This window comes from Enterobacter cloacae complex sp. P1B (assembly GCF_014982345.1).
Classification (GTDB): domain Bacteria; phylum Pseudomonadota; class Gammaproteobacteria; order Enterobacterales; family Enterobacteriaceae; genus Enterobacter; species Enterobacter bugandensis.
Map to the genome: position 1 here is coordinate 185,458 of NZ_JADCLF010000004.1, position 21,627 is coordinate 207,084.

27 protein-coding genes are annotated in these 21,627 nt (G+C 55.9%); 12 read left to right on the forward strand and 15 right to left on the reverse strand.

All coding sequences use genetic code 11. The annotated features are described in order from the left end of the window. Nucleotide 1: 1 nt before the first annotated feature. From INF77_RS03845 to INF77_RS03855, 3 genes are all read right to left on the reverse strand, one after another. The gene (locus tag INF77_RS03845; protein ID WP_028012687.1) at nucleotides 2-376 is read right to left on the reverse strand and encodes a MysB family protein; all 375 of its coding nucleotides are present in this window, start codon (nucleotides 374-376) and stop codon (nucleotides 2-4) included. 97 nt (nucleotides 377-473) lie between these two features. After that, nucleotides 474-1,691 carry a multidrug efflux MFS transporter MdtG gene (mdtG, locus tag INF77_RS03850; RefSeq protein WP_045630082.1) on the reverse strand — a complete coding sequence of 406 codons (1,218 nt, stop codon included), beginning with the start codon at nucleotides 1,689-1,691 and terminating at the stop codon, nucleotides 474-476. Between the two features lie 140 nt (nucleotides 1,692-1,831). After that, a complete protein-coding gene (locus INF77_RS03855; RefSeq protein ID WP_028012689.1) occupies nucleotides 1,832-2,758 on the reverse strand; it encodes a Kdo(2)-lipid IV(A) acyltransferase in 927 nt (308 codons plus the stop codon). A gap of 221 nt (nucleotides 2,759-2,979) precedes the next feature. On the opposite strand from INF77_RS03855, the gene INF77_RS03860 reads away from it, so the two are divergent. Next, the gene (locus tag INF77_RS03860; protein ID WP_193532262.1) at nucleotides 2,980-4,029 is read left to right on the forward strand and encodes a rhodanese-related sulfurtransferase; all 1,050 of its coding nucleotides are present in this window, start codon (nucleotides 2,980-2,982) and stop codon (nucleotides 4,027-4,029) included. Between the two features lie 41 nt (nucleotides 4,030-4,070). Here the strand turns inward: INF77_RS03860 and INF77_RS03865 are convergent, their stop codons facing one another. The 9 genes from INF77_RS03865 to mdtH form a co-directional block, all read right to left on the reverse strand. Continuing rightward, on the reverse strand, nucleotides 4,071-4,649 hold the full coding sequence (locus INF77_RS03865; RefSeq protein ID WP_028012691.1) for a YceI family protein: 579 nt from the start codon (nucleotides 4,647-4,649) through the stop codon (nucleotides 4,071-4,073). A 1-nt stretch (nucleotide 4,650) separates the two neighbouring features. Continuing rightward, nucleotides 4,651-5,217, reverse strand: a complete 567-nt coding sequence (locus tag INF77_RS03870) for a cytochrome b (RefSeq protein ID WP_063942654.1) — start codon at nucleotides 5,215-5,217, stop codon at nucleotides 4,651-4,653. Nucleotides 5,218-5,435: 218 nt separating this feature from the next. After that, nucleotides 5,436-5,549 (reverse strand): YceO family protein, encoded by a 114-nt coding sequence (locus INF77_RS03875; protein WP_032644857.1) that lies wholly within the window; start codon nucleotides 5,547-5,549, stop codon nucleotides 5,436-5,438. Nucleotides 5,550-5,609: 60 nt separating this feature from the next. Next, the gene (gene solA, locus INF77_RS03880) at nucleotides 5,610-6,728 is read right to left on the reverse strand and encodes an N-methyl-L-tryptophan oxidase (RefSeq protein WP_193532263.1); all 1,119 of its coding nucleotides are present in this window, start codon (nucleotides 6,726-6,728) and stop codon (nucleotides 5,610-5,612) included. A 116-nt stretch (nucleotides 6,729-6,844) separates the two neighbouring features. Beyond that, the gene (gene bssS, locus INF77_RS03885) at nucleotides 6,845-7,099 is read right to left on the reverse strand and encodes a biofilm formation regulator BssS (protein ID WP_023299782.1); all 255 of its coding nucleotides are present in this window, start codon (nucleotides 7,097-7,099) and stop codon (nucleotides 6,845-6,847) included. 272 nt (nucleotides 7,100-7,371) lie between these two features. Beyond that, nucleotides 7,372-7,617, reverse strand: coding sequence for a DNA damage-inducible protein I (gene dinI, locus INF77_RS03890; RefSeq protein ID WP_048959419.1), 246 nt, complete (start codon nucleotides 7,615-7,617; stop codon nucleotides 7,372-7,374). 74 nt (nucleotides 7,618-7,691) lie between these two features. After that, nucleotides 7,692-8,738 carry a dihydroorotase gene (gene pyrC, locus INF77_RS03895; protein ID WP_193532264.1) on the reverse strand — a complete coding sequence of 349 codons (1,047 nt, stop codon included), beginning with the start codon at nucleotides 8,736-8,738 and terminating at the stop codon, nucleotides 7,692-7,694. A gap of 126 nt (nucleotides 8,739-8,864) precedes the next feature. Continuing rightward, a complete protein-coding gene (locus INF77_RS03900; RefSeq protein ID WP_028012696.1) occupies nucleotides 8,865-9,425 on the reverse strand; it encodes a lipoprotein in 561 nt (186 codons plus the stop codon). A gap of 123 nt (nucleotides 9,426-9,548) precedes the next feature. After that, nucleotides 9,549-10,757 carry a multidrug efflux MFS transporter MdtH gene (mdtH, locus tag INF77_RS03905; RefSeq protein WP_061098586.1) on the reverse strand — a complete coding sequence of 403 codons (1,209 nt, stop codon included), beginning with the start codon at nucleotides 10,755-10,757 and terminating at the stop codon, nucleotides 9,549-9,551. Between the two features lie 236 nt (nucleotides 10,758-10,993). Between mdtH and rimJ the strand changes: the two genes are divergently transcribed. The 4 genes from rimJ (at nucleotide 10,994) to murJ (ending at nucleotide 14,826) form a co-directional block, all read left to right on the forward strand. Next, nucleotides 10,994-11,578 (forward strand): ribosomal protein S5-alanine N-acetyltransferase, encoded by a 585-nt coding sequence (rimJ, locus tag INF77_RS03910; protein ID WP_193532265.1) that lies wholly within the window; start codon nucleotides 10,994-10,996, stop codon nucleotides 11,576-11,578. Nucleotides 11,579-11,587: 9 nt separating this feature from the next. After that, nucleotides 11,588-12,235, forward strand: coding sequence for a YceH family protein (locus INF77_RS03915; RefSeq protein ID WP_048960917.1), 648 nt, complete (start codon nucleotides 11,588-11,590; stop codon nucleotides 12,233-12,235). A gap of 2 nt (nucleotides 12,236-12,237) precedes the next feature. Further along, the gene (locus INF77_RS03920; RefSeq protein ID WP_100170481.1) at nucleotides 12,238-13,161 is read left to right on the forward strand and encodes a Gfo/Idh/MocA family protein; all 924 of its coding nucleotides are present in this window, start codon (nucleotides 12,238-12,240) and stop codon (nucleotides 13,159-13,161) included. Between the two features lie 129 nt (nucleotides 13,162-13,290). Continuing rightward, a complete protein-coding gene (gene murJ, locus INF77_RS03925) occupies nucleotides 13,291-14,826 on the forward strand; it encodes a murein biosynthesis integral membrane protein MurJ (protein WP_028012700.1) in 1,536 nt (511 codons plus the stop codon). A gap of 59 nt (nucleotides 14,827-14,885) precedes the next feature. Here the strand turns inward: murJ and flgN are convergent, their stop codons facing one another. The 3 genes from flgN to flgA form a co-directional block, all read right to left on the reverse strand. After that, the gene (gene flgN, locus INF77_RS03930) at nucleotides 14,886-15,311 is read right to left on the reverse strand and encodes a flagella biosynthesis chaperone FlgN (RefSeq protein ID WP_028012701.1); all 426 of its coding nucleotides are present in this window, start codon (nucleotides 15,309-15,311) and stop codon (nucleotides 14,886-14,888) included. Nucleotides 15,312-15,315: 4 nt separating this feature from the next. Continuing rightward, entirely contained in the window at nucleotides 15,316-15,609 is a 294-nt protein-coding gene (gene flgM, locus INF77_RS03935; RefSeq protein ID WP_014883360.1) for a flagellar biosynthesis anti-sigma factor FlgM, read from the reverse strand. A gap of 93 nt (nucleotides 15,610-15,702) precedes the next feature. Then, complete coding sequence (gene flgA / locus INF77_RS03940) at nucleotides 15,703-16,362, reverse strand: flagellar basal body P-ring formation chaperone FlgA (protein ID WP_028012702.1); 660 nt, start codon at nucleotides 16,360-16,362, stop codon at nucleotides 15,703-15,705. 157 nt (nucleotides 16,363-16,519) lie between these two features. Between flgA and flgB the strand changes: the two genes are divergently transcribed. Genes flgB through flgH form a run of 7 tightly spaced genes read left to right on the forward strand, consistent with a single transcriptional unit; the run spans nucleotide 16,520 to nucleotide 21,627 of the window. Then, complete coding sequence (flgB, locus tag INF77_RS03945) at nucleotides 16,520-16,936, forward strand: flagellar basal body rod protein FlgB (protein ID WP_008500815.1); 417 nt, start codon at nucleotides 16,520-16,522, stop codon at nucleotides 16,934-16,936. A 3-nt stretch (nucleotides 16,937-16,939) separates the two neighbouring features. Next, complete coding sequence (gene flgC / locus INF77_RS03950; protein ID WP_013097138.1) at nucleotides 16,940-17,344, forward strand: flagellar basal body rod protein FlgC; 405 nt, start codon at nucleotides 16,940-16,942, stop codon at nucleotides 17,342-17,344. Nucleotides 17,345-17,355: 11 nt separating this feature from the next. After that, on the forward strand, nucleotides 17,356-18,066 hold the full coding sequence (gene flgD, locus INF77_RS03955) for a flagellar hook assembly protein FlgD (RefSeq protein ID WP_041910524.1): 711 nt from the start codon (nucleotides 17,356-17,358) through the stop codon (nucleotides 18,064-18,066). 26 nt (nucleotides 18,067-18,092) lie between these two features. Continuing rightward, nucleotides 18,093-19,301, forward strand: a complete 1,209-nt coding sequence (gene flgE / locus INF77_RS03960) for a flagellar hook protein FlgE (protein WP_041910523.1) — start codon at nucleotides 18,093-18,095, stop codon at nucleotides 19,299-19,301. 20 nt (nucleotides 19,302-19,321) lie between these two features. Continuing rightward, on the forward strand, nucleotides 19,322-20,077 hold the full coding sequence (locus tag INF77_RS03965) for a flagellar basal body rod protein FlgF (protein WP_028012705.1): 756 nt from the start codon (nucleotides 19,322-19,324) through the stop codon (nucleotides 20,075-20,077). A gap of 11 nt (nucleotides 20,078-20,088) precedes the next feature. After that, a complete protein-coding gene (gene flgG, locus INF77_RS03970) occupies nucleotides 20,089-20,871 on the forward strand; it encodes a flagellar basal-body rod protein FlgG (RefSeq protein WP_000625853.1) in 783 nt (260 codons plus the stop codon). A gap of 57 nt (nucleotides 20,872-20,928) precedes the next feature. Continuing rightward, nucleotides 20,929-21,627, forward strand: a complete 699-nt coding sequence (gene flgH, locus INF77_RS03975) for a flagellar basal body L-ring protein FlgH (RefSeq protein WP_023311139.1) — start codon at nucleotides 20,929-20,931, stop codon at nucleotides 21,625-21,627.

The following is a 21,627-nucleotide window of genomic DNA, read 5'->3' on the forward strand; positions in this document are numbered from 1 at the left end:
ATTAACGCTCGTCCCATTCATCGGCTGCGGTTTGACCTTCTTCCGTATCCAGCGGTGGCTCGAGCTGAAATTCGCCCTCATCCCACTCGTGCAGCGTATTCTCCTCCAGCCATTCCTGGCGTAACTCGATTTCGTCATAGTCGCCATCAAACACGGCCTGCGCACCTGCACCGCTCAGGACCGGCAAACATTCTCCTTCTTCACCTTCGTCGGCAAAGAATTCGGCCTGCCACATAATATCCCCATCCTGCAGAACATATTTTTGGATATTAAGTTGTTGCACGTCAGCATCTTCTTCCTCAACGCCGGGATTATCGGCAAGGAACTCTTCACGAGCGGCATCAATAGCTTCTTCCAGCGTGGCGTACATGGTCATTGGTGTCTCCCTGTTTTCCAGAAGGTTTCAGGGAAAGAATAGCTGAATATCAGATTCTGCAAGTATGAATGCGAAAATAAGCCGTCAGGCGTTCTTCTTATTCCGTCACCGGCCGTAACGCGCGGGATAAACTGAACCACGAGTAAATCGCGTTGAACAGCACCACGCCTGCCGTCACGATAAAGACGGCGCGAAAACCGAAGCTGGCGGAAATACCCGCCCCGAGAAGCGGCCCGGTGACGTTACCGATATCGCGAAACGACTGGTTATAGCTAAAGATACGCCCGGCAATCTGATTCGTGGAGTTGTAGACCAGCAGGGTCTGTACGGCAGGCAGCAACGCCCCGTCGGCGGCGCCCAGCAAAAAGCGAAGCACCCCCAGCTGCCACGGAGAGTGCACCATCGACATGGGGATAAGCAGCAGGACGGAAATGATCAGTGCGCAGATCAGGATCTTTTCCGGGCCGACCCGGTCACCCAATTTCCCCAGTCTCGGTGCGCTAACCAGCGCCGCTACGCCGGGCACAGAGGCAATCAGTCCGCTGATAAACGCAATATTGCTGACGTTACCTGCCAGGTCGCGAACGTATAGGGTGAGAATAGGAGCGATCGATCCGGTTGCCACCTGAATGATCAATGTCGTTACGAACAGACTCAGCACCAGTCTGGGATTTTTAAGCGAGGTCAGCACGTCTCTGGCGTGAAGCATCTCTTTTTTGGCGACGGGCGTAAATTTTTCACGGATGCAGACCAGGGTGACGATAAAGCACAGGAACAACACGCTGGCGGTGATGAAAAAGACCGGGCGCAGGCCGTAGTTATCCGCCAGTAATCCCCCCGCCAGCGGCCCAAGCAGGGCGCCGCTCACGCCACCGGTTGAGAGCGTGCCAAGCGCCCAGCCGCTCTTATGGCGAGGAATTTGCGTGGCGATCAGGGCGTTCGCGTTGGGAATAAATCCGCCCAATAAGCCCAGCAATGCGCGCAATATCAGGAACTGCCAGACGTTCTGCGCCACGCCCATCAGCGCCATGATTATCGCCATCCCCAGCGCTGAACGCAGCAGCATGATTTTACGTCCCTTGCGGTCGGCAAGGCCGCCCCAGAAGGGCGAGGCGATGGCGGAAAAGAGAAACGTGATGCTGAATACCAGGCCAGACCACATGTTGAGTGCGCTATGGCCCGTCACGCCCAGCTGTTCGACGTAGAGCGGCAGGAAAGGCATGACCAGGCTAAACGCCGCGCCGGTAAGAAAACAGCCAAGCCACGCAACCGTGAGGTTACGCTTCCAGTTTATGGGGGCATCTGAGGGTGTCATAACAATCCGCATAGTGAGGTGCAGAGCACCTGAGGCATGAAGTAATAAGCCTGCTAATTATGCGCCTGGGTTATGATTGCCGCAATGAGGGGGAGCTTTTAAAGCTAAAATAGCATGCGGCCCTGAGGGCCGCATGAGGATCAATAGCGGGAAGGCGTGCCTTCTGGCCGCGTTTTAAAGCGTCGATGCAGCCACATGTACTGCTCGGGTGCCAGCATGATGCACTTCTCCACAACGCCGTTCATCCAGCGCGCGGTAGTTTCCGCATCTTCCAGCGGCGGCGCGAGTTCCGGCTCAAGCATCATCAGCTCGTAGCCTGAGCCATCCGGCATACGGCGGGGAACAAAGGGAACGATGGCGGCTTTGGACATCCGCGCCAGCATCCAGGTGCCGGTCGTGGTGGCGGCCTCATCAACGGCGAAGAAGGGGACAAAGACGCTGGCCTGGGGGCCATAGTCGTGATCGGGGGCATACCAGACCACTTCACCGGACTTCAGCGCGCGGATCATGCCCTTCAGATCCTTACGGTCGATCATGCTTTTGTTGGAGCGCATGCGGCCGTTGGTCTGGATGAGGTCGATAACCGGGTTGTCGTTAGGACGATAAACCCCGATGCCGGGCGCCTGCATGCCAAACATACGCGCCCCGATTTCGAGCGTCAGGAAATGGACGCCGATCAGCAGCACGCCGGTCTGATTGGCCTGAAGCGTATGCACCGGCTCCATGCCGGTGCCTGTAACCTTGCTCCAGCGGGCCATACGTTTGTCCGACCAGAACCACGCCATTCCGGTCTCCATGAGACCCATGCCGACGGATTCGAAATTCTTCGAGACCATATCATGGCGCTCCGCCTCGCTCATCTGCGGAAAGCACAGCTCAAGGTTACGATACGCGATGCGGGCGCGGCGCTTCATAAGCGTTTGCGCGAGTCGGCCTAATGATGTACCTAACCGGAAGATAACAGGGTAGGGAAGCTGTACCAGTAGCCATAAAAAGCCAATGCCAAGCCAGGTCATCCAATAGCGGGGGTGCAAAAGGGCGACGGTAAATTTTGGTAACTGGGTCATGTCTTTCCTGTGTTCAAACGTCCTGTTTCGCTATTGTCGCATTTTTTGAGACGTAGCCAAAATATCTGCCGTCGAAACCTGCACGACGACGGCGATTGTTAAGCCTGATTCATCAGGGTGTGTGAAATGTAGCGTAAATTGTGTGGATGTAAATTGGTTTTGTTTGCTATATGATGCCGACCGATTTTGATTCTCTCTGACGATTGCAGGACTTGTACACCATGCCAGTGTTACACAACCGCGTTTCGAATGAGATGTTAAAGGCGCGCATGTTGGCTGAAACCGAACCGCGCACGACCATCTCCTTCTACAAATACTTCACTATCGACGATCCGCAGGCGACCCGCGATGCGCTTTATCAGGCCTTCACGGCACTGAACGTTTTCGGGCGCGTCTACCTTGCCCGCGAAGGCATTAACGCGCAGATTAGCGTGCCGGAAAGTAAAGTGGATGCGTTCCGCGACGCGCTTTATAGCTTCGATCCGGCCCTCAACGGCTTACGCCTGAACATTGCCCTGGATGACGATGGAAAATCGTTCTGGGTGCTGCGCATGAAGGTGCGTGAACGCATCGTGGCGGACGGTATTGACGATCCTGAGTTTAACCCGGCGGACGTCGGCGAATATCTGAAGGCCGCGGAAGTGAATGCGATGCTGGACGATCCGGATGCCGTGTTCATTGATATGCGTAACCACTACGAGTTCGAAGTGGGGCATTTCGAAAACGCGATGGAGATTCCGGCCGATACCTTCCGCGAGCAGCTGCCTAAAGCGGTGGAGATGATGCAGGAGCATAAGGATAAAAAAATCGTTATGTACTGCACCGGCGGTATCCGCTGCGAGAAGGCCAGCGCGTGGATGAAGCACAATGGGTTCAACAAGGTCTGGCACATTGAAGGCGGTATTATTGAGTACGCCCGCCGCGCCCGTGAGCAGGGCTTACCGGTACGCTTTATCGGTAAAAACTTCGTCTTTGACGAGCGCATGGGCGAGCGCATTTCAGAAGATGTGATCGCCCAGTGCCACCAGTGCGGCGCGCCGTGCGATACCCACACCAACTGCAAAAACGACGGTTGCCACCTGCTGTTTATTCAGTGCCCGGCCTGTGCCGAGAAGTTTAACGGCTGCTGTAGCGAGCTGTGCAGCGAAGAGAGCGTCCTGCCGGAAGAAGAGCAGCGTCGTCGTCGCGCGGGACGTGAAAACGGTAATAAGATTTTTAATAAATCACGCGGCCGTCTGAATACCAAACTGGGTATTCCTGACCCGGAATGATAATAACGCCCGGCACGGCGAAAGCCTGCCGGGCGAATCTATTACGACTTCTGCTGCACACCTTCAACGGAAATAACCAGCTCAACGTCCTGCGACGCCGGGCCTAAATCCGTTGTGATATTAAAATCTTTCAGGTGAATTTTACCCGCCGCTTCAAAACCTGCGCGTTTTCCGCCCCACGGATCGTCGCCCTGACCGATCAATTTCGCATCCAGAGTAACGGGTTTGGTTACGCCATTCAGCGTCAGATTCCCGGTAATAGCCAATTTATCACCGTCTTTCTTAACTTCCGTGGAGGTGAAGGTGGCCTGTGGGAATTTTGTGACGTTGAGGAACTCTGCGCTGCGCAGGTGTTTATCGCGCTCAGCATGGTTCGTGTCGACGCTGTTCGTATTAATGGTCACATTGACTTTATCTGCCGCAGGATTTTTCTCGTCAAAAGTAAATGTGCCGTCGAAATCTTTAAAGGTGCCGTACAGCCAGCTGTATCCCAGGTGCTGAATGCGGAAATTGACGAAAGCGTGCTGGCCCTCTTTATCAATTTTATAGTCAGCCGCTACGGCAGAACCGGTGGTGAATAACAGAGAACCGAGGGCAATACCCAGCAGGTGTTTTTTCATTTTATGCTCCAGAGTCAACTGACGAGCGGCCAAGCATGCGCTTAAGCGTATCGTCTTTATCAATAAAATGGTGTTTAAGGGCGGCGAGCCCGTGCAGTACGGACAGGATCACCACGCTCCAGGCAAGCCAGAGGTGAATGACGCCTGCCGTATCGGCCTGAGCCCCGGCATCGCTGAGCGTTGCCGGAACCTCGAACAGGCCAAAAACGCTAATCGGTTTGCCGTCTGCCGTTGAAATGAGATAGCCGCTGATCAGAATGGCGAAGAGCAGCGCGTAGAGCGCAATATGCGCAGCAACGGCGCTGACGCGGGTTATTTTTCCGTATGTCTTTAGTGGCGCGGGCGGTGGGGAAATATGTCGCCAGATGGCGCGAAATACCAGCCCCAGCATCAGCAGAACCCCGATGCTTTTATGCAGCTCGGGTGCCTGATGATACCAGCCATCGTAATAGCTGAGCGTGACCATCCAGAGTCCAAGTCCGAACATACCGTAGACGGCAATGGCAAATATCCAGTGCAAACTTATGGATATTATTCCGTAGCGCCGGGAGGAGTTACGCAATTGCATCAGAATGTCCATTTTCAAATTAACCGAAAGGTAAAAATGAACGGGAAGACGCGATATTGCAACTGAAATAATTGACTATTGATTTTTATTTTATTTATTTCAGCGATTTTGAAAAGAAACAGCAAGATTAATTCAATGGCTTCGTGCAAGACGTATTTAGCAGAAGAAAAAATCTTAAATAAACATAAAGTAACGTCAGTTAACGTCAATTGTCACTTTCAATAAAACACAATGTAAATAACATCAACGATAGCGAGCAGCGCCCACAATAAGATGTAGAGCATAAAGTGTTCGCGAATGTTATTGATGAGGAAATCCACTATCCTGCGCATAACGCCCCATAATTGAGTACGAAGAAAACGGGCCCCGATACCGCCGGAGCCCGTGGCCGATTATCCGTTAAAACGCGAGAGTGAGAACGGCGTCAGATCAAACTGCGGCGTGATACCCTGGGCAAACTGCGCGGCGATTTCACCCAACACCGAAGCGAACTTAAAGCCGTGGCCACTCAGCCCGGTAATCAGCAGGGTGTTGTCATGTCCCGGCAGCGTATCAATGATAAAGTCTTCATCCGGCGTGTTGTCATAGGTGCAGGCCGCGCCATAAAGCAGGCCACCGACGCCCGGGAGAATATTGCGCAGGAACGAGAAGGCTTCTGAGCCGTCCTGCGGGCAGGCGCCAAACGGCTTGCGCTCCTCAGGTGAGGAGATGACCTGCCCGCCGTTGTGTTTTCCAATCTTGAGAGCGTCCTTCTCGGAAGGGAAACCGTAGAACTGATCGCCGTTGGGTAACTCGCCGGTAAACGCCGGGAATTTATTTTGCGCGCTGTAACGCCCGTCCGACTGGAACCAGGAGAAGACCTTGCGTACCGGCTGGATCGGCAGCTCCGGGAGCAGGCGGGTAACCCAGGTTCCTGCGCTAATAAGCAAGCGGGAAGCCGAATATTCCCCGTCTACGGTTTTCACCGTAACGCCGTTTGCATCATGCGTGATGGTCTCTACGGGGCAATTGAACAGCTGCGCACAGCCCGCTTTGGCGGCAAGATCGACCCAGGTTTTGATCGCCGTTTCACAGTGCAGTACACCGGAGTTGGCTTCAAAGAGGCCGATATAATCCTCCGGGACGGTAATTTCAGGCCAGCGCGAGGTAATGGCCGCCGCGTCCAGCTTCTCTACGTCAAGATTAAAGGCTTTCGCGCTGCGTTCGACGTTGGCGAGAAATTCTGAACGGGCCGGACCGAGGTTGATGATCCCCGTGCGTTCGAAAATGCGCTCTTCAGTCTGTTTCGCCAGTTCATCCCACAGCGTCTGGGCGCGAAGCACCAGCGGGACATAGCGCTCGCCTTCGCCATACGCATGGCGGATAAGGCGGGTATCGCCATGATGGCTGCCCTCCGCATGAGGCGGAAGATGGCTATCGATCATCAGGACCTTCAGGCCTGCCTGCGTTGCGTAATAACCGGCGGCCGATCCAACGGAGCCGCTACCAATAATGATTAAGTCGTATCTCATATGCATCTCGTAAACTTACGGTTTGTTAGCAGAGTAATTAACAACGCGGGCGTAAACAAGCGGGAAATAAATAAGGCACCGCGAGGGTGCCTGTTGAGTGAAAAGTGGGCATAAGGTTAGTGCCGTTTATACTCATTTTCCTGATAGTCGCCAGATTCTATTTTTGCAATGCCTGCCTCTAAAATAGAAATAAACTGACGGGCGACGTCTGTTGTTAGCCACAGCGTCTGTCCCACTTCCGCTTCGTCACGGTTGAGTTGATTTGGGGTCTGGTAGTGCAAACGCAGCATCAGTGCATCGTAGCTATCTACGGTACTGATATCCCAGCCTACAAGCGGATGGGTCTGGATGACTTCGTTATTCTTTTCCATTATAACCCCCTTAATGCGTGTTAGAAGACAACGGCTCTGAGGTTCAATGCATGTTTTTCTGAAAGCTTCTTCAGTATACCAAGTAATAAGGGTTCCAACGGGAAAAATAAACAGGTAGCAACACATTTTTCTGCTTTTTAGGATTGTTCGAACAATAAAACACCATCTCGTTCACGATTTTTTAAGAACACGCTGAATTAATTTGAACTTTCGAAATTACAGGCAAAAAAAAGCCGGGGCGACCCGGCAAAAAACACAATGAGGGAGCAGTGTTAATCGGTTATGAACCAGTCGTCTGCGCTTTCCCACGTTTCCTGCAGGATTTCGCTAATGCGATCTTTATCTTCTTTTGCGGCACCCATGACGGAGAGGTTGTTCGCTGCGGCGTAACGCACCGTTACGGCGCCCGAGTTGTCGGGAAAGGTGTTGTTAATACGACGGGATAATTCGCCTGCCAGAGCGTCAAGCGCGCCGGCAGGCAGAACGGTAGTTTTGGCTATGGTGACTTCAATACGCATAAATGCCCCCTGTGTAATATACTGTTTATTTATACAGGCATATTGTCGGTTTGACAACAAGGGGCGTTGATTTTTTAGCGTTTTACCGTCCAGCTTACGGTTTCACCTGCCAGGAAGGGGATCAGCGTGTCATCCGTCAGCGCGATAGACTCTTCAACCTGGCTCGCTTTGCGCTCCAGCTCAATGAAGGTGTCATTGACCGGAAGGCCGTAGAAGCGCGGGCCGTTGAGGGAGCAGAACGCTTCGAAATGTTCCAGCGCGTTCATCTCTTCAAATACGGTTGCGTAGCTGGCAAGCGCCGTTGGGGCGTTGAAACAGCCCGCGCAGCCGCAGCTTGCCTCTTTGCGATGGCGGGCGTGAGGCGCGGAGTCCGTGCCCAGGAACGCACGCGTCAATCCGCTGGCGACCAGCTCGCGCAGCGCCTGCTGGTGAACGTTGCGCTTGAGGATCGGCAGGCAGTACAGGTGAGGGCGCACTCCGCCCACCAGCATATGGTTACGGTTAAACATCAGATGCTGTGGGGTGATGGTCGCAGCGATCAGCTCGTTACCGTCGCGAACATACTCTGCCGCGTCTTTGGTGGTGATATGCTCAAAGACCACCTTAAGCGCCGGCAGGCGCTGGCGCAGGGGCTCCATCACGGTTTCGATAAAACGGGCTTCACGGTCGAAGATGTCAATCTCCGCATGCGTTACTTCACCGTGTACCAGCAGCGGCATGCCCAGTTTCTGCATGCGCTCCAGCACCGGCATGATGGCATCAATACTGGTGACGCCGTGGCTGGAGTTGGTGGTGGCGTTCGCCGGGTAGAGTTTCGCCGCCGTAAATACGCCTTCGTTAAACCCGCGTTCCACTTCGTTCGGATCCAGTGAATCGGTCAGGTAGCAGGTCATCAACGGGGTGAAATCATGTCCCGCCGGAACGGCATCCAGAATGCGCTGACGGTAGGCAATGGCGGCATCGACGGTGGTGACTGGCGGAACCAGGTTTGGCATGACAATCGCGCGGCCATAAATTTCACTGGTATAGGGCACGACGGTTTTCAGCATATCGCCATCGCGCAGATGGATATGCCAGTCGTCTGGGCGGCGGATTTTAAGAACCTGGGGTTGTGCAGTCATGGAAGCTCCGGCTTGTCAGGAATCAGTCATAAGGATGGCTGTTTTTGCCGGACACAAATCATAAGCGGAAACGTTTTCGTTTGCACACTTTTCCGTAAAAAAAAGGGCGCCGCAGCGCCCTTCAGGTTAATCGGTGAAAGGAATAACGATCTCTCCCGGTTTCACCTCTATCCCTTTTGCGTATTTCTTCGCGAGGGCTTCACCCTTGCTGTTGTCTTCGCTTAAGACGTACGCCGGCTGCTGGTTAAAGTAGTTTCGCAGCGACTGGTTCAGATAGGGCATCAGGGTTTGCAGTACCGGCGCCATTTTGTCCGGCGAAACCTGCGCATCGACCACTTCCATCTCCTGCAGGAATATCGCCCCTTTCTCTTTGTTGAAAACGGGGAGCGCCTTCAGCTTGAGCTTGATGTTGGCTTTCTGATTGCCAAAAAGGGACGTCATATCAAGCGCGGCATCGCCTGCGAGAGTGACTTTATTCGGCTCTTCGCGACCAATCTGGCTGGTGAGATTGGTGAGCACGATGTGGGCATCGGCCAGCCCTGGCACGCCAATGTCTTTAGAGAAATTGTTATGTTTTTCCAGCGCCTGATTAATTTCCTGCTCACTGACGGTATATTGCGTAAGCTGGTTACAGCCCACCAGCAGACCGCTGACAACGAATGCCGCGGCTAAGACAATTTTCTTCATAGTGCTCCTCAACGAAAAATCGGCGCTTCTGTCCTGTTACGCCAGTATGTCAGCGTGAATGGGCAGAAACCAGCAGAAAAAACTGAGAAGTGGGGCGGGAGAGGCTCCCGCCCGAGGGAAAGGCTACGCGCCAGGCTCGAGCATGCCGCTCGCGCTGCGCTTCTGGCTGAACTGCCACCACAGGGCGAGAAGCGTCATGACGCCCACCACGCCGAGCATCATCCAGGGGAGTTCCGGCTGGTTCAGCGCTTTGCCGGCATCGAACAGCCAGCCGCCGCCGGCGTAACCCAGCGCACCGCCAAAGGCCAGACCCAGGCGGCTGAAGCCCATATAGCTGCCGCGCGCACGCGCATCCGCAAGCGAGGCGCTCAGCGTTTCGCGGGCGGGCTCGGCGATGATGGAGCCGATATAGAAGGTGCAGATCAGCGTAAAAAGCTGCTGAAGCGTGTTTACCAGACCGATCGGCATCATGCTCAGCGTCATCAGAAACAGCCCTGCCATCAGACGATGCTCCAGGCGAAAACGCCGTTCACTCCAGCGGGCAATCGGGTAGAGCAGCGTTAATGACAGACAGGCTTCAATGGCGTACATCCATTTTACGGCAGCAGGCGTGCCCGCAATATCGTTCACCATGATTGGCAGCATCAGCATCACCTGTACGGCGAGCATGTAATAGCCGGTCAGGGTCAACACGTAGGTGACAAAACGCCTGTCGCGCAGGACGCGTCCTAGCCCCTCCCGCACCGGGGCTTTTACCGTCGACAGCTTCCAGGCCGGAAGGTAGAGGCCGTTAAACAGGGCGCACAGAATAAACAGCACCGCCCCGGCCGCGCAAACCAGACGGAAATCGTACTGCAGCAGCCAGCTGCCCAGCAGGGCGCCAACAACCGCCCCGGCGCTGTCCTGCATCATCAGAATGGAGAAGAAGCGGCCGCGGTGCTGAGGACGAATCAGCTTTACCACCAGCGCGGTGCGCGGCGGGTCAAAGAGGGTGCCACCGATACCGGAGAGAAAGCAGGAGAACCACAGCAGCCAGGGCTCGTGGGCAACCGCCATCGTGGCAAAGCCTGCCGCGCGGAGAAGCATACCGGTCACGATCATCGGTTTAGCGCCAAAGCGGTCGGCAATAGCCCCGCCAAAGACGCCCAGCCCCTGCTGGACAAACTGACGTAGCCCCAGGGCAATCCCAACCATTAATGCCGCCCAGCCCATTTGATCGACAAAGCGGATCGATATCAATGGAAAAACGACAAAAAAGCCGAGCACGACCAGCATGTTATCGACGAGCAGGAAATATTTACCCAGGCTCCTGGCCTGTGATACGCGGGACATTTTCCCTCCAGGGAAAATAAGAAGGTGAGCACGCTAACATTCTGCGGTGTCGCCGCGTTTTTTCCCACCCCCGGGCGCGACAATATTTTTTTATCAAAACGGTGCTTTGATAGAGAGTTCTCATCGAAAAATGTGAAAAGAGGTCAAAATGGTATGTCACTGTTTTCACAGACGGCACGGGCGCAGGTATAGTAAAGCTAATGGGTAAGCTGAAGTGACGGGAAGGAGTGGTATTGATGTTTGGCTATCGCAGTAATGTGCCAAAAGTGCGTCTGACAACGGACAGGCTGGTCGTTCGTCTTGTGCATGAGCGTGATGCCTGGCGTCTGGCGGATTATTACGCCGAGAATCGCCAGTTTTTAAAACCCTGGGAACCCGTTCGGGATGAGAGCCATTGTTACCCCTCCGGCTGGCAGGCACGCCTCAGCATGATCGCTGAATTTCATAAGCAGGGCAGCGCGTTTTATTTCGCGCTGCTGGATCCAGAAGAGAAAGAGATTATCGGGATCGCCAATTTTTCAAACGTGGTGCGGGGATCGTTTCACGCCTGCTACCTTGGCTATTCCATCGGCCAGAGATGGCAGGGGCAGGGGCTGATGTACGAGGCGTTAACGGTAGCCATCCGCTATATGCAACGCACGCAGCATATCCATCGCATTATGGCGAACTACATGCCGCATAATCAGCGCAGCGGGAATTTGCTGGCGCGTTTAGGGTTTGAGAAAGAGGGTTATGCCAAAGACTATCTGCTGATAGACGGAGAGTGGCGCGACCACGTTCTGACGGCATTAACCACCCGTGACTGGACCGCAGGTCGTTAAGGAGAAAAGATGAAGTATCAGCTAAACGGTACGGAAGCGCGCGTGATTGGGTGCTTACTCGAAAAACAGGTCACCACGCCGGAGCAGTATCCGCTCTCTGTTAACGCCGTGACCATGGCCTGCAACCAGAAGACCAACCGCGAGCCGGTGATGAATCTCAGCGAGCATGAGGTTCAGGACGTGCTGGATGCGCTGGTGAAGCGCCACTATTTGCGCACCGTCAGCGGCTTCGGCAACCGCGTGACCAAATACGAGCAGCGCTTCTGTAACTCCGAATTTGGCGATCTGAAGCTGAACAGCGCGGAAGTGGCGGTTATTACCACGCTGCTGCTGCGCGGGGCGCAAACGCCGGGGGAACTGCGAACGCGCGCTTCCCGAATGCATGAGTTCAGCGACATGCAGGAAGTCGAACAGACCCTGGAAGGGCTGGCCGCGCGTGAGGATGGCCCTTACGTGGTGCGCCTGGCGCGCGAGCCGGGTAAACGCGAGAGCCGCTACATGCATCTCTTCAGCGGCGACGTTGACGCCGCAAGCGCGGCGACGGAATCGAACCCTGCAACCCGTGACGACCTTGCCGCGCGCGTAGAGGCGCTGGAAGACGAGGTGGCCGGGCTGAAACAGCGTCTGGATGCACTGCTGGCACATTTGGGAGACTAACGGTGAAAAAATTACGCATTGGCGTGGTGGGGCTGGGCGGTATTGCGCAGAAAGCCTGGCTGCCCGTATTGGGCGCTGCGTCAGACTGGACGCTGCAAGGGGCATGGTCACCCACCCGAGAAAAGGCAGAACGTATCTGTGAAACCTGGCGTATCCCGTATGCGGCATCGCTCCAGGATCTGGCCCGCGAGTGCGATGCGGTCTTTGTGCATACCTCAACGGCAACCCACTATCAGGTGGTGAGCGAGTTGCTCAATGCGGGGGTTCACGTCTGCGTGGATAAACCGCTGGCGGAAAATGTTCAGGACGCTGAACGGCTGATTGAGCTGGCGGCACGTAAAAAACTGACGCTGATGGTCGGTTTCAACCGCCGCTTCGCGCCGCTTTACCAGCAGCTGAAGGCGCAGTCCGGCAATATGGCCTCGCTGCGCATGGATAAGCACCGCACCGACAGCGTGGGGCCGAACGATCTGCGCTTTACCCTTCTCGATGACTACCTCCACGTGGTGGACACCGCGCTGTGGCTGACTAACGGCGAAGCGCTGCTGAAAAGCGGCACTCTTGTCACCAACGAACAGGGGCAGATGGTGTATGCGGAACACCATTTTGCCGTTGAGCATCTTCAGGTCACCACCAGCATGCACCGCCGCGCGGGCAGCCAGCGGGAATCCGTGCAGGCGGTAACCGACGGCGCGCTGTACGACGTTACCGACATGCGTGAATGGCGGGAAGAGAAGGGCGGCGGCGTGGTGATGCAGCCGGTCCCCGGCTGGCAAAGCACTCTGGAGCAACGAGGTTTCGCTGGATGTGCCCGCCACTTTATCACCTGCGTGCAAAATCAGACGGCTCCTGAAACGTCCGGCGAGCAGGCCATTCTGGCTCAGCGCATTGTGGAACGGCTCTGGCGCGAGGCCATGAGTGAATAACTCGCTGTAACATCTGCGGATAGTAATTTGTTGAAATCGGGTTAGACTAAGCGCCGCTTGTTGGCTTTGCCGGGTGGCGCTTGTGCGTTCCCGGTCTATAAATCCGTATGGTTCTGGAAATTCACGTTAATGAACTTATTAAAATCGCTGGCGGCCGTCAGCTCGATGACCATGTTCTCTCGCGTTCTCGGTTTTGCGCGCGATGCCATTGTGGCAAGGGTCTTTGGTGCAGGGATGGCAACGGACGCCTTTTTCGTGGCGTTCAAGCTGCCGAACCTGCTGCGTCGCATTTTTGCTGAAGGGGCGTTCTCCCAGGCGTTTGTGCCCATTCTGGCGGAATATAAAAGCAAGCAGGGTGAAGACGCGACGCGCGTGTTTGTCTCTTATGTCTCCGGGTTGCTGACGCTGGCGCTGGCCGTGGTGACGGTAGTCGGTATGCTGGCCGCGCCCTGGGTCATTATGGTGACCGCGCCCGGCTTTGCCGACACGGCGGATAAATTTGCCCTGACCTCGCAGCTTCTGCGCATTACCTTCCCCTATATTCTGCTGATCTCGCTGGCCTCGCTGGTGGGGGCTATCCTGAACACCTGGAACCGCTTCTCCGTTCCGGCGTTTGCGCCGACGTTTCTCAACGTCAGCATGATCGGTTTTGCGCTGTTCGCCGCGCCGCACTTCAACCCGCCGGTGCTGGCCCTGGCCTGGGCGGTCACCGTAGGCGGCGTGCTGCAGCTGGCGTATCAACTGCCGCATCTGAAGAAAATCGGCATGCTGGTGCTGCCGCGCATCAACCTGAAAGATGCCGGGGCGATGCGCGTTATCAAGCAGATGGGGCCCGCCATTCTTGGCGTCTCCGTCAGCCAGATCTCGCTGATTATCAACACCATTTTTGCCTCTTTCCTGGTGTCGGGTTCCGTCTCGTGGATGTACTACGCTGACCGCCTGATGGAGTTCCCGTCCGGCGTGCTGGGCGTGGCGCTGGGGACCATCCTGCTGCCGTCGCTGTCGAAAAGCTTTGCCAGCGGCAACCATGACGAATACTGCCGCCTGATGGACTGGGGTCTGCGTCTCTGCTTCCTGCTGGCCCTGCCAAGCGCGGTGGCGCTGGGGATCCTCGCCAAGCCGCTGACGGTGTCGCTGTTCCAGTACGGGAAATTCACCGCGTTTGACGCCGCGATGACCCAGCGCGCACTGGTCGCTTACTCGGTGGGATTGATGGGGCTGATTGTCGTCAAAGTGCTGGCACCAGGGTTCTATTCACGTCAGGACATTAAAACGCCGGTGAAAATTGCCATTGTGACGCTGATTATGACGCAGCTGATGAACCTGGCATTTATCGGCCCGCTGAAGCATGCCGGCCTGTCGCTGTCTATTGGTCTGGCGGCCTGTCTGAATGCCGGGCTGCTTTACTGGCAGCTGCGCAAGCAGGATATCTTTACGCCGCAGCCGGGGTGGGCAAGTTTCCTCGTGCGTTTGGTCGTGGCGGTGCTGGTGATGTCTGCGGCACTCATCGGGATGATGTACGTCATGCCGGAGTGGTCTCTGGGCACGATGCCTTATCGTCTGATGCGGCTGATGGCCGTGGTGGGCGTTGGGGTGGTAGCGTATTTTGCCACGCTCGCCGTGCTGGGCTTCAAAGTGAAAGAGTTTACCCGCCGGACGGCATAAACGCCAAAAGGGGAGTTCACCTCAGGGTGCTCCCCACTGCAAGATTTGTCGCTTACGCGTCAAATCGAAATCTTTTTTACACCCGCAATACGTGCCGTCGCCGTCTGACCATCCGCGCCGTACAGTCCGGTTTCTTTATGCGGCTTCAGCACCTCAAGCGCCTGCTGATTACGCTCTATCTGGCCTTCAAGCAGCCAGCCGTTATGCTGGTTGAGATCGCGCAGATGCTGGGTTTTTTCAGTAATGGTCTGCCAGCGCTCGGCAATATCGTCATTGGCGCTGCGCTTCGAGTCCTGCTCGGCGCGGCGCTGCTGCTCCAGATAATCCAGCGTGGCCAGCAGCGAACTCTTATCTTCAGTAATACGCTGCAGCGCGCTGCCGTTAATGTGACCGGAAGAGAGATGCTGTTGTTCAGCATCCATTACCGTTTTCAGGTCGTTCAGGACAACCGTCATTTGATCCAGTATTTCTGACAGTCGACTCATACGGTTAGTTACTCTGTAAGAAACTCTGTGCTTCCTGAATCAGGGCATCAGCGATTTTGCTGGTGTCCATTTTCAGCTCACCGTTGCGAATAGCCGTTTTCAGCGCTTCAACACGTTCCATATTGATATCGTTGCTGCCTGGCTGCATCAGTTTTGCCTGGGCATCGCTCAGGGTCACGCTGGTGCTGTTAGACGTTGACGGTTTTTCCAGACGCGTTTTCTGAGGGGTAGCGTCGTTCGTTTCGCGAGGCTGTACAGCGCTTACCGGCTTCAGGGCTGATGTACGATCAATGCTCATAGTGTTGTCCTCATCGAGGGTTCGCGGCGTTTGCGCCTGACATCATCATTAGTGGAATATTTATCGGCACGCGCCGCGAAATCTTTAAAAAGATTATAGGTTAATCAGAATATTCCCATCAGAATCGACGGTTCCGCTCACCACCTGGCCTGAGGACATTCTGACGCGGGCGTTTTGCGCTACCGCGGCATTGTTCAACGCTTTCCCTTCACTGTTGATGCTAAAGCCGTCTCCGTTGGCAACGACCATCACCTGCTGTCCCGCTTTGACACGCCACGCCTGGCGCAGCATGGAGAGCTGAATCGGCTGGCCCGGCGCGACATCGCGCAGGCTGACGGCGTCCTGTGCCTGGTTAATGTCCAGCATTGTCCGCGGCGGGAGCTGATCCAGACGCCCGCGCTTTAACGTCACGCTGTTTGCCTGCAGCGCGCTGCCACGCACAATGGGTACGGCGGCGACAACATAATTGCCCGTCGCCTGAACTGCAACCTGTAAATAGCGTTTTTCGTTGGCGCAGCGTGCCAGGACGTTCACATTGCCCCACAGCTTCGTGGTCCCCGTCACGCTGAATGACGGTTGCTCGCAGGTCGGATACAGATTCGGCGGCGTGCGGATGGTCACGTTAACGTCATCGCTAAAGCCCGCCAGCTTCTGGGCAAAAAAATTCGTCAGCGCATCCTGTAAATCCCCGGCATTCACCAGAGGGCTAAACAGCAAGAAGGTTGCCATCAGGCCACGTTTTAACGTTTGCATCGCAAGTTCCACCGTTTCCAGAGTTGGATGAATTCTACCTGCAGTGGTTTTGCATCAACGGAATAAATAGCGACGCATTTTGTGCTTATTCCGTCGATAGGGGAGACCGGGTGAGATTTAAGCTGTGAACTGAAATTTTGCCATCAGCGGAGGAGACATGCTCGATAAACTCGACGCCGCGTTACGTTTTCAGCAGGAAGCGCTCAATTTACGCGCCCAGCGGCAGGAGATTTTAGCCGCCAACATCGCTAACGCCGATACGCCCGGGTATCAGGCGCGCGATATTGATTTTTCCAGTGAGCTCAAAAAGGTGATGGAGCGTGGACGTGCCGAAGGAACCGGTGTTGCACTCGCCATGACATCCTCTCGCCATATTCCCGCTCAGGCGATGACCGCGCCAGCGACCGATTTACTTTATCGCATCCCTGACCAGCCTTCACTCGACGGTAACACCGTGGATATGGACCGGGAGCGTACGCAGTTTGCCGATAACAGCCTGAAATACCAGACGGGCCTGACCGTACTCGGCGGACAAATCAAAGGCATGATGAACGTCCTGCAGGGGGGCAACTGATAAATGGCCTTGCTGAATATTTTTGATATCGCCGGCTCGGCGTTAACCGCCCAGTCCAAACGTCTGAACGTGGCCGCCAGTAACCTGGCGAACGCCGACAGCGTGACCGGACCTGACGGACAGCCTTATCGTGCCAAACAGGTTGTGTTTCAGGTCGACGCTGCGCCAGGCGCGGCGACGGGCGGCGTGAAGGTGTCTGACGTGGTTGAGAGCCAGGCGCCGGACAAGCTGGTGTATGAGCCAGGTAACCCGCTCGCGGACGCTAACGGATACGTGAAGATGCCAAACGTGGATGTGGTAGGCGAGATGGTGAACTCCATGTCGGCGTCCCGTAGCTACCAGGCGAACGTCGAAGTGCTTAATACCGTGAAGAGCATGATGCTCAAAACACTCACTCTCGGCCAGTAAAGGAGACATGCATGTCCATCGCCGTAAATGTGAATGATCCGACGAACACGGGTGTTAACAACACCAAAAGTTCGACAAGCTCCAGCTCCCTGACGGGAAGCAATGCCTCCGATTTGCAGAGCAGTTTTCTGACGCTGCTGGTGGCGCAGCTTAAGAACCAGGATCCGACTAACCCAATGCAGAACAACGAACTGACCACGCAGCTTGCGCAGATCAGTACCGTGAGCGGCATTGAGAAACTGAACACCACCCTCGGTTCCGTCTCCGGTCAGATTAACAGCGCTCAGTCCCTGCAGGCGGCAAGCCTGATTGGTCACGGGGTGATGATCCCGGGGACCACGATCCTGGCGGGCACCAGCACCACCGACGGTACATCGACCACCACCACTACGCCGTTCGGCGTTGAATTGCAGCAGGCGGCTGACAAAGTGACGGCGACGATCACCGACTCAACCGGCGCCGTGGTTCGCACCATCGACATCGGCGAGCTGAAAGCGGGCGTTCACACCTTTACCTGGGACGGCAGCCTGACCGACGGCACGAAAGCACCAAATGGCTCCTACAAAGTCGCGATTAGCGCCAGCAACGGGACGACCCAGCTGGTGGCGCAGCCGCTGCAGTTCGCGCTGGTTCAGGGCGTGATTAAAGGGGGCGACGGCAACAAACTGGATTTGGGTACCTCTGGTACCACCACACTCGACGAAGTTCGGCAGATTATCTAAGCCTTAACACTTATCAGGAGTAAGTCATGGCCTTTTCTCAAGCGGTCAGCGGCCTGAATGCTGCGGCCACCAACCTGGACGTCATTGGCAACAACATCGCCAACTCCGCGACCTATGGTTTCAAATCCGGTTCTGCGTCTTTTGCAGATATGTTTGCCGGTTCCAAAGTGGGTCTGGGCGTAAAAGTTGCGGGCATCACTCAGGACTTTACCGACGGTACCACCACCAACACCGGTCGTGGCCTGGACGTTGCCATCAGCCAGAACGGTTTCTTCCGTATGGTCGATGCAAACGGCTCGGTGTTCTACAGCCGTAACGGCCAGTTCAAGCTGGACGAAAACCGTAACCTGGTGAACATGCAGGGGATGCAATTAACGGGATATCCGGTTGCCGGAACGCCATCAACGGTTCAGACCGGTGCGAATCCGCAGGCGATTAATATCCCGACCACGCTGATGGCCGCAAAGTCCACCACCACGGCTTCCCAGCAGATTAACCTCAACTCCACCGATGCCGCACCAACTGCCGCCTTCGATCCGGCCAACCCGGATACCTACAACAAAAAAGGTACGGTAACCGTCTTTGATAGCCAGGGTAATGCGCACAACATGAACCTGTTTTACGTCAAAGATGCGACCCCGGCTAACTCCTGGAAAGTGTATGCCCAGGACGGCAGCGTGGCAGGCAGCGCGGCGGCAGTGGCCACGACCTTGACCTTCGATAATAACGGTACGTTGATCGGGGGTGGAAACATCAACATCACTACCGCGACTATCCCAGGTGCGGACCCGGCGACCTTCGCGATGAGTTTTGCTAACTCCATGCAGCAGAACACCGGTGCAAACAATATCGTGGCGACCAACCAGAACGGCTTCAAGCCGGGCGACCTGGTCAGCTATCAGATTAACGATGACGGCACCGTCGTCGGGAACTACTCCAACGAGCAGACTCAGGTGCTGGGCCAGATCGTGCTGGCAAACTTCGCCAACAACGAAGGTCTGAAGTCCGAAGGGGATAACGTCTGGTCTGCCACGCAGTCTTCCGGTGTTGCCCTGCTGGGCACCGCGGGCTCCGGTAACTTCGGCACGCTGACCAACGGCGCGCTGGAAGCCTCTAACGTGGACCTGAGTAAAGAACTGGTGAACATGATTGTCGCGCAGCGTAACTATCAGTCGAATGCGCAGACCATCAAGACCCAGGATCAGATCCTCAACACGCTGGTTAACCTGCGTTAAGCGGCTAACAGGAAAGCGCAATGGATCACGCAATATATACCGCGATGGGCGCGGCAAGTCAGACGCTCAGCCAGCAGGCCGTTACCGCCAGCAACCTGGCAAACGCCTCTACGCCGGGCTTTCGCGCGCAGCTGAATGCGCTGCGCGCGGTGCCGGTAGAAGGGCTCTCTCTGCCGACCCGTACGCTGGTGGCGGCATCCACCCCGGGTGCAGACATGACGCCAGGGCAGATGGATTACACCTCACGCCCGCTGGACGTTGCTCTGCAGCAGGACGGCTGGCTGGCGGTGCAAACGGCGGACGGTGGCGAAGGCTATACCCGTAACGGGAATATCCAGGTCAGCGCGACCGGCCAGCTGACGATTCAGGGGCATCCGGTGATGGGTGAAGCGGGCCCGCTGACCGTGCCGGAAGGCTCTGAGCTGACCATCGCCGCGGACGGCACCATCTCGGCGCTGAACCCGGGCGATCCGGCCAACACCGTTGCCCCCGTCGGGCGTCTGAAGCTGGTCAAAGCGGAAGGCAAAGAGGTGCAGCGCGGCGACGACGGCATGTTCCGTCTGACCCAGGCAGCTCAGGCTACCCGTGGTGCCACTTTACAGGCCGATCCGAGCATCCGCGTGATGTCCGGCGTTCTGGAAGGCAGCAACGTTAAGCCGGTAGCCGCTATGAGCGACATGATCGCCAGCGCCCGTCGTTTTGAAATGCAGATGAAAATTATCAGCAGCGTGGACGAAAACGCGGGCAAGGCTAACCAACTTCTGTCGATGAGTTAACAGGACTCTTTATGATCAGTTCTTTATGGATCGCGAAAACTGGCCTGGACGCGCAGCAAACCAACATGGATGTGATTGCCAACAACCTGGCAAACGTGAGCACCAATGGTTTCAAGCGTCAGCGCGCCGTTTTCGAAGATTTGCTTTATCAAACTATCCGCCAGCCGGGCGCGCAGTCTTCTGAACAGACGACGCTGCCGTCAGGCCTGCAGATCGGTACCGGCGTTCGCCCGGTGGCGACCGAGCGTCTGCACAGCCAGGGCAACCTGTCTCAGACCAACAACAGCAAAGACGTGGCGATCAAAGGCCAGGGCTTCTTCCAGGTGCAGCTGCCTGACGGGACCTCTGCCTACACCCGTGACGGTTCCTTCCAGGTCGATCAGAACGGCCAGCTGGTAACGGCGGGCGGTTTCCAGGTTCAGCCTGCGATCACCATTCCGGCGAACGCCCTGAGCATTACCATCGGCCGCGACGGCATTGTGAGCGTGACCCAGCAGGGGCAGGCCGCGCCGGTCCAGGTCGGACAGCTCAACCTGACCACCTTCATGAACGATACCGGTCTGGAAAGCATTGGTGAGAACCTCTACACAGAAACGCAATCCTCCGGCACGCCAAATGAAAGTACGCCAGGCCTGAACGGTGCGGGGCTGCTGTACCAGGGGTATGTTGAAACCTCCAACGTGAACGTGGCGGAAGAGCTGGTGAATATGATCCAGGTCCAGCGCGCGTATGAAATTAACAGTAAAGCAGTCTCGACGACCGATCAGATGCTGCAGAAACTGACGCAACTCTAAGGTGTAGCCCGGTGCGGTAAACCCCGCACCGGCTCCCTGTTTTCGAAGATGAAGGCAATGCAAAAAAACGCAGCGTTTCGTTATCCGATACTGACTGTTCTGGCCGTCACCCTCAGCGGGTGCGCTTTGATCCCGTCTAAACCATTGGTCCAGGGTGCGACGACTGCCCAACCCGTTCCTGGCCCTGCGCCAGTTGTAAACGGCTCCATTTTCCAGACCGCGCAGCCGATTAACTACGGCTATCAGCCGCTGTTTGAAGATCGCCGCCCGCGTAATGTCGGCGATACATTGACCATTGTGCTGCAGGAAAACGTCAGCGCGAGCAAGAGCTCGTCGGCGAACGCCAGCCGCGATGGCAAAACCAATTTTGGCTTTGACACCGTTCCACGCTATCTGCAGGGCCTGTTCGGCAATGCCCGTGCGGATGTTGAGGCCTCCGGCGGCAACACCTTTAACGGTAAAGGTGGCGCGAACGCCAGCAACACCTTCAGCGGTACGCTGACGGTCACGGTTGACCAGGTGCTGGTTAACGGCAATTTACACGTCGTGGGTGAAAAACAGATCGCCATTAACCAGGGCACTGAATTCATTCGCTTCTCGGGCGTGGTGAATCCACGCACCATCAGCGGCACCAACACCGTTCCGTCCACCCAGGTGGCGGATGCGCGCATTGAGTACGTCGGTAACGGCTACATTAATGAAGCGCAGAATATGGGTTGGCTGCAGCGCTTCTTCCTTAATTTATCGCCGATGTAA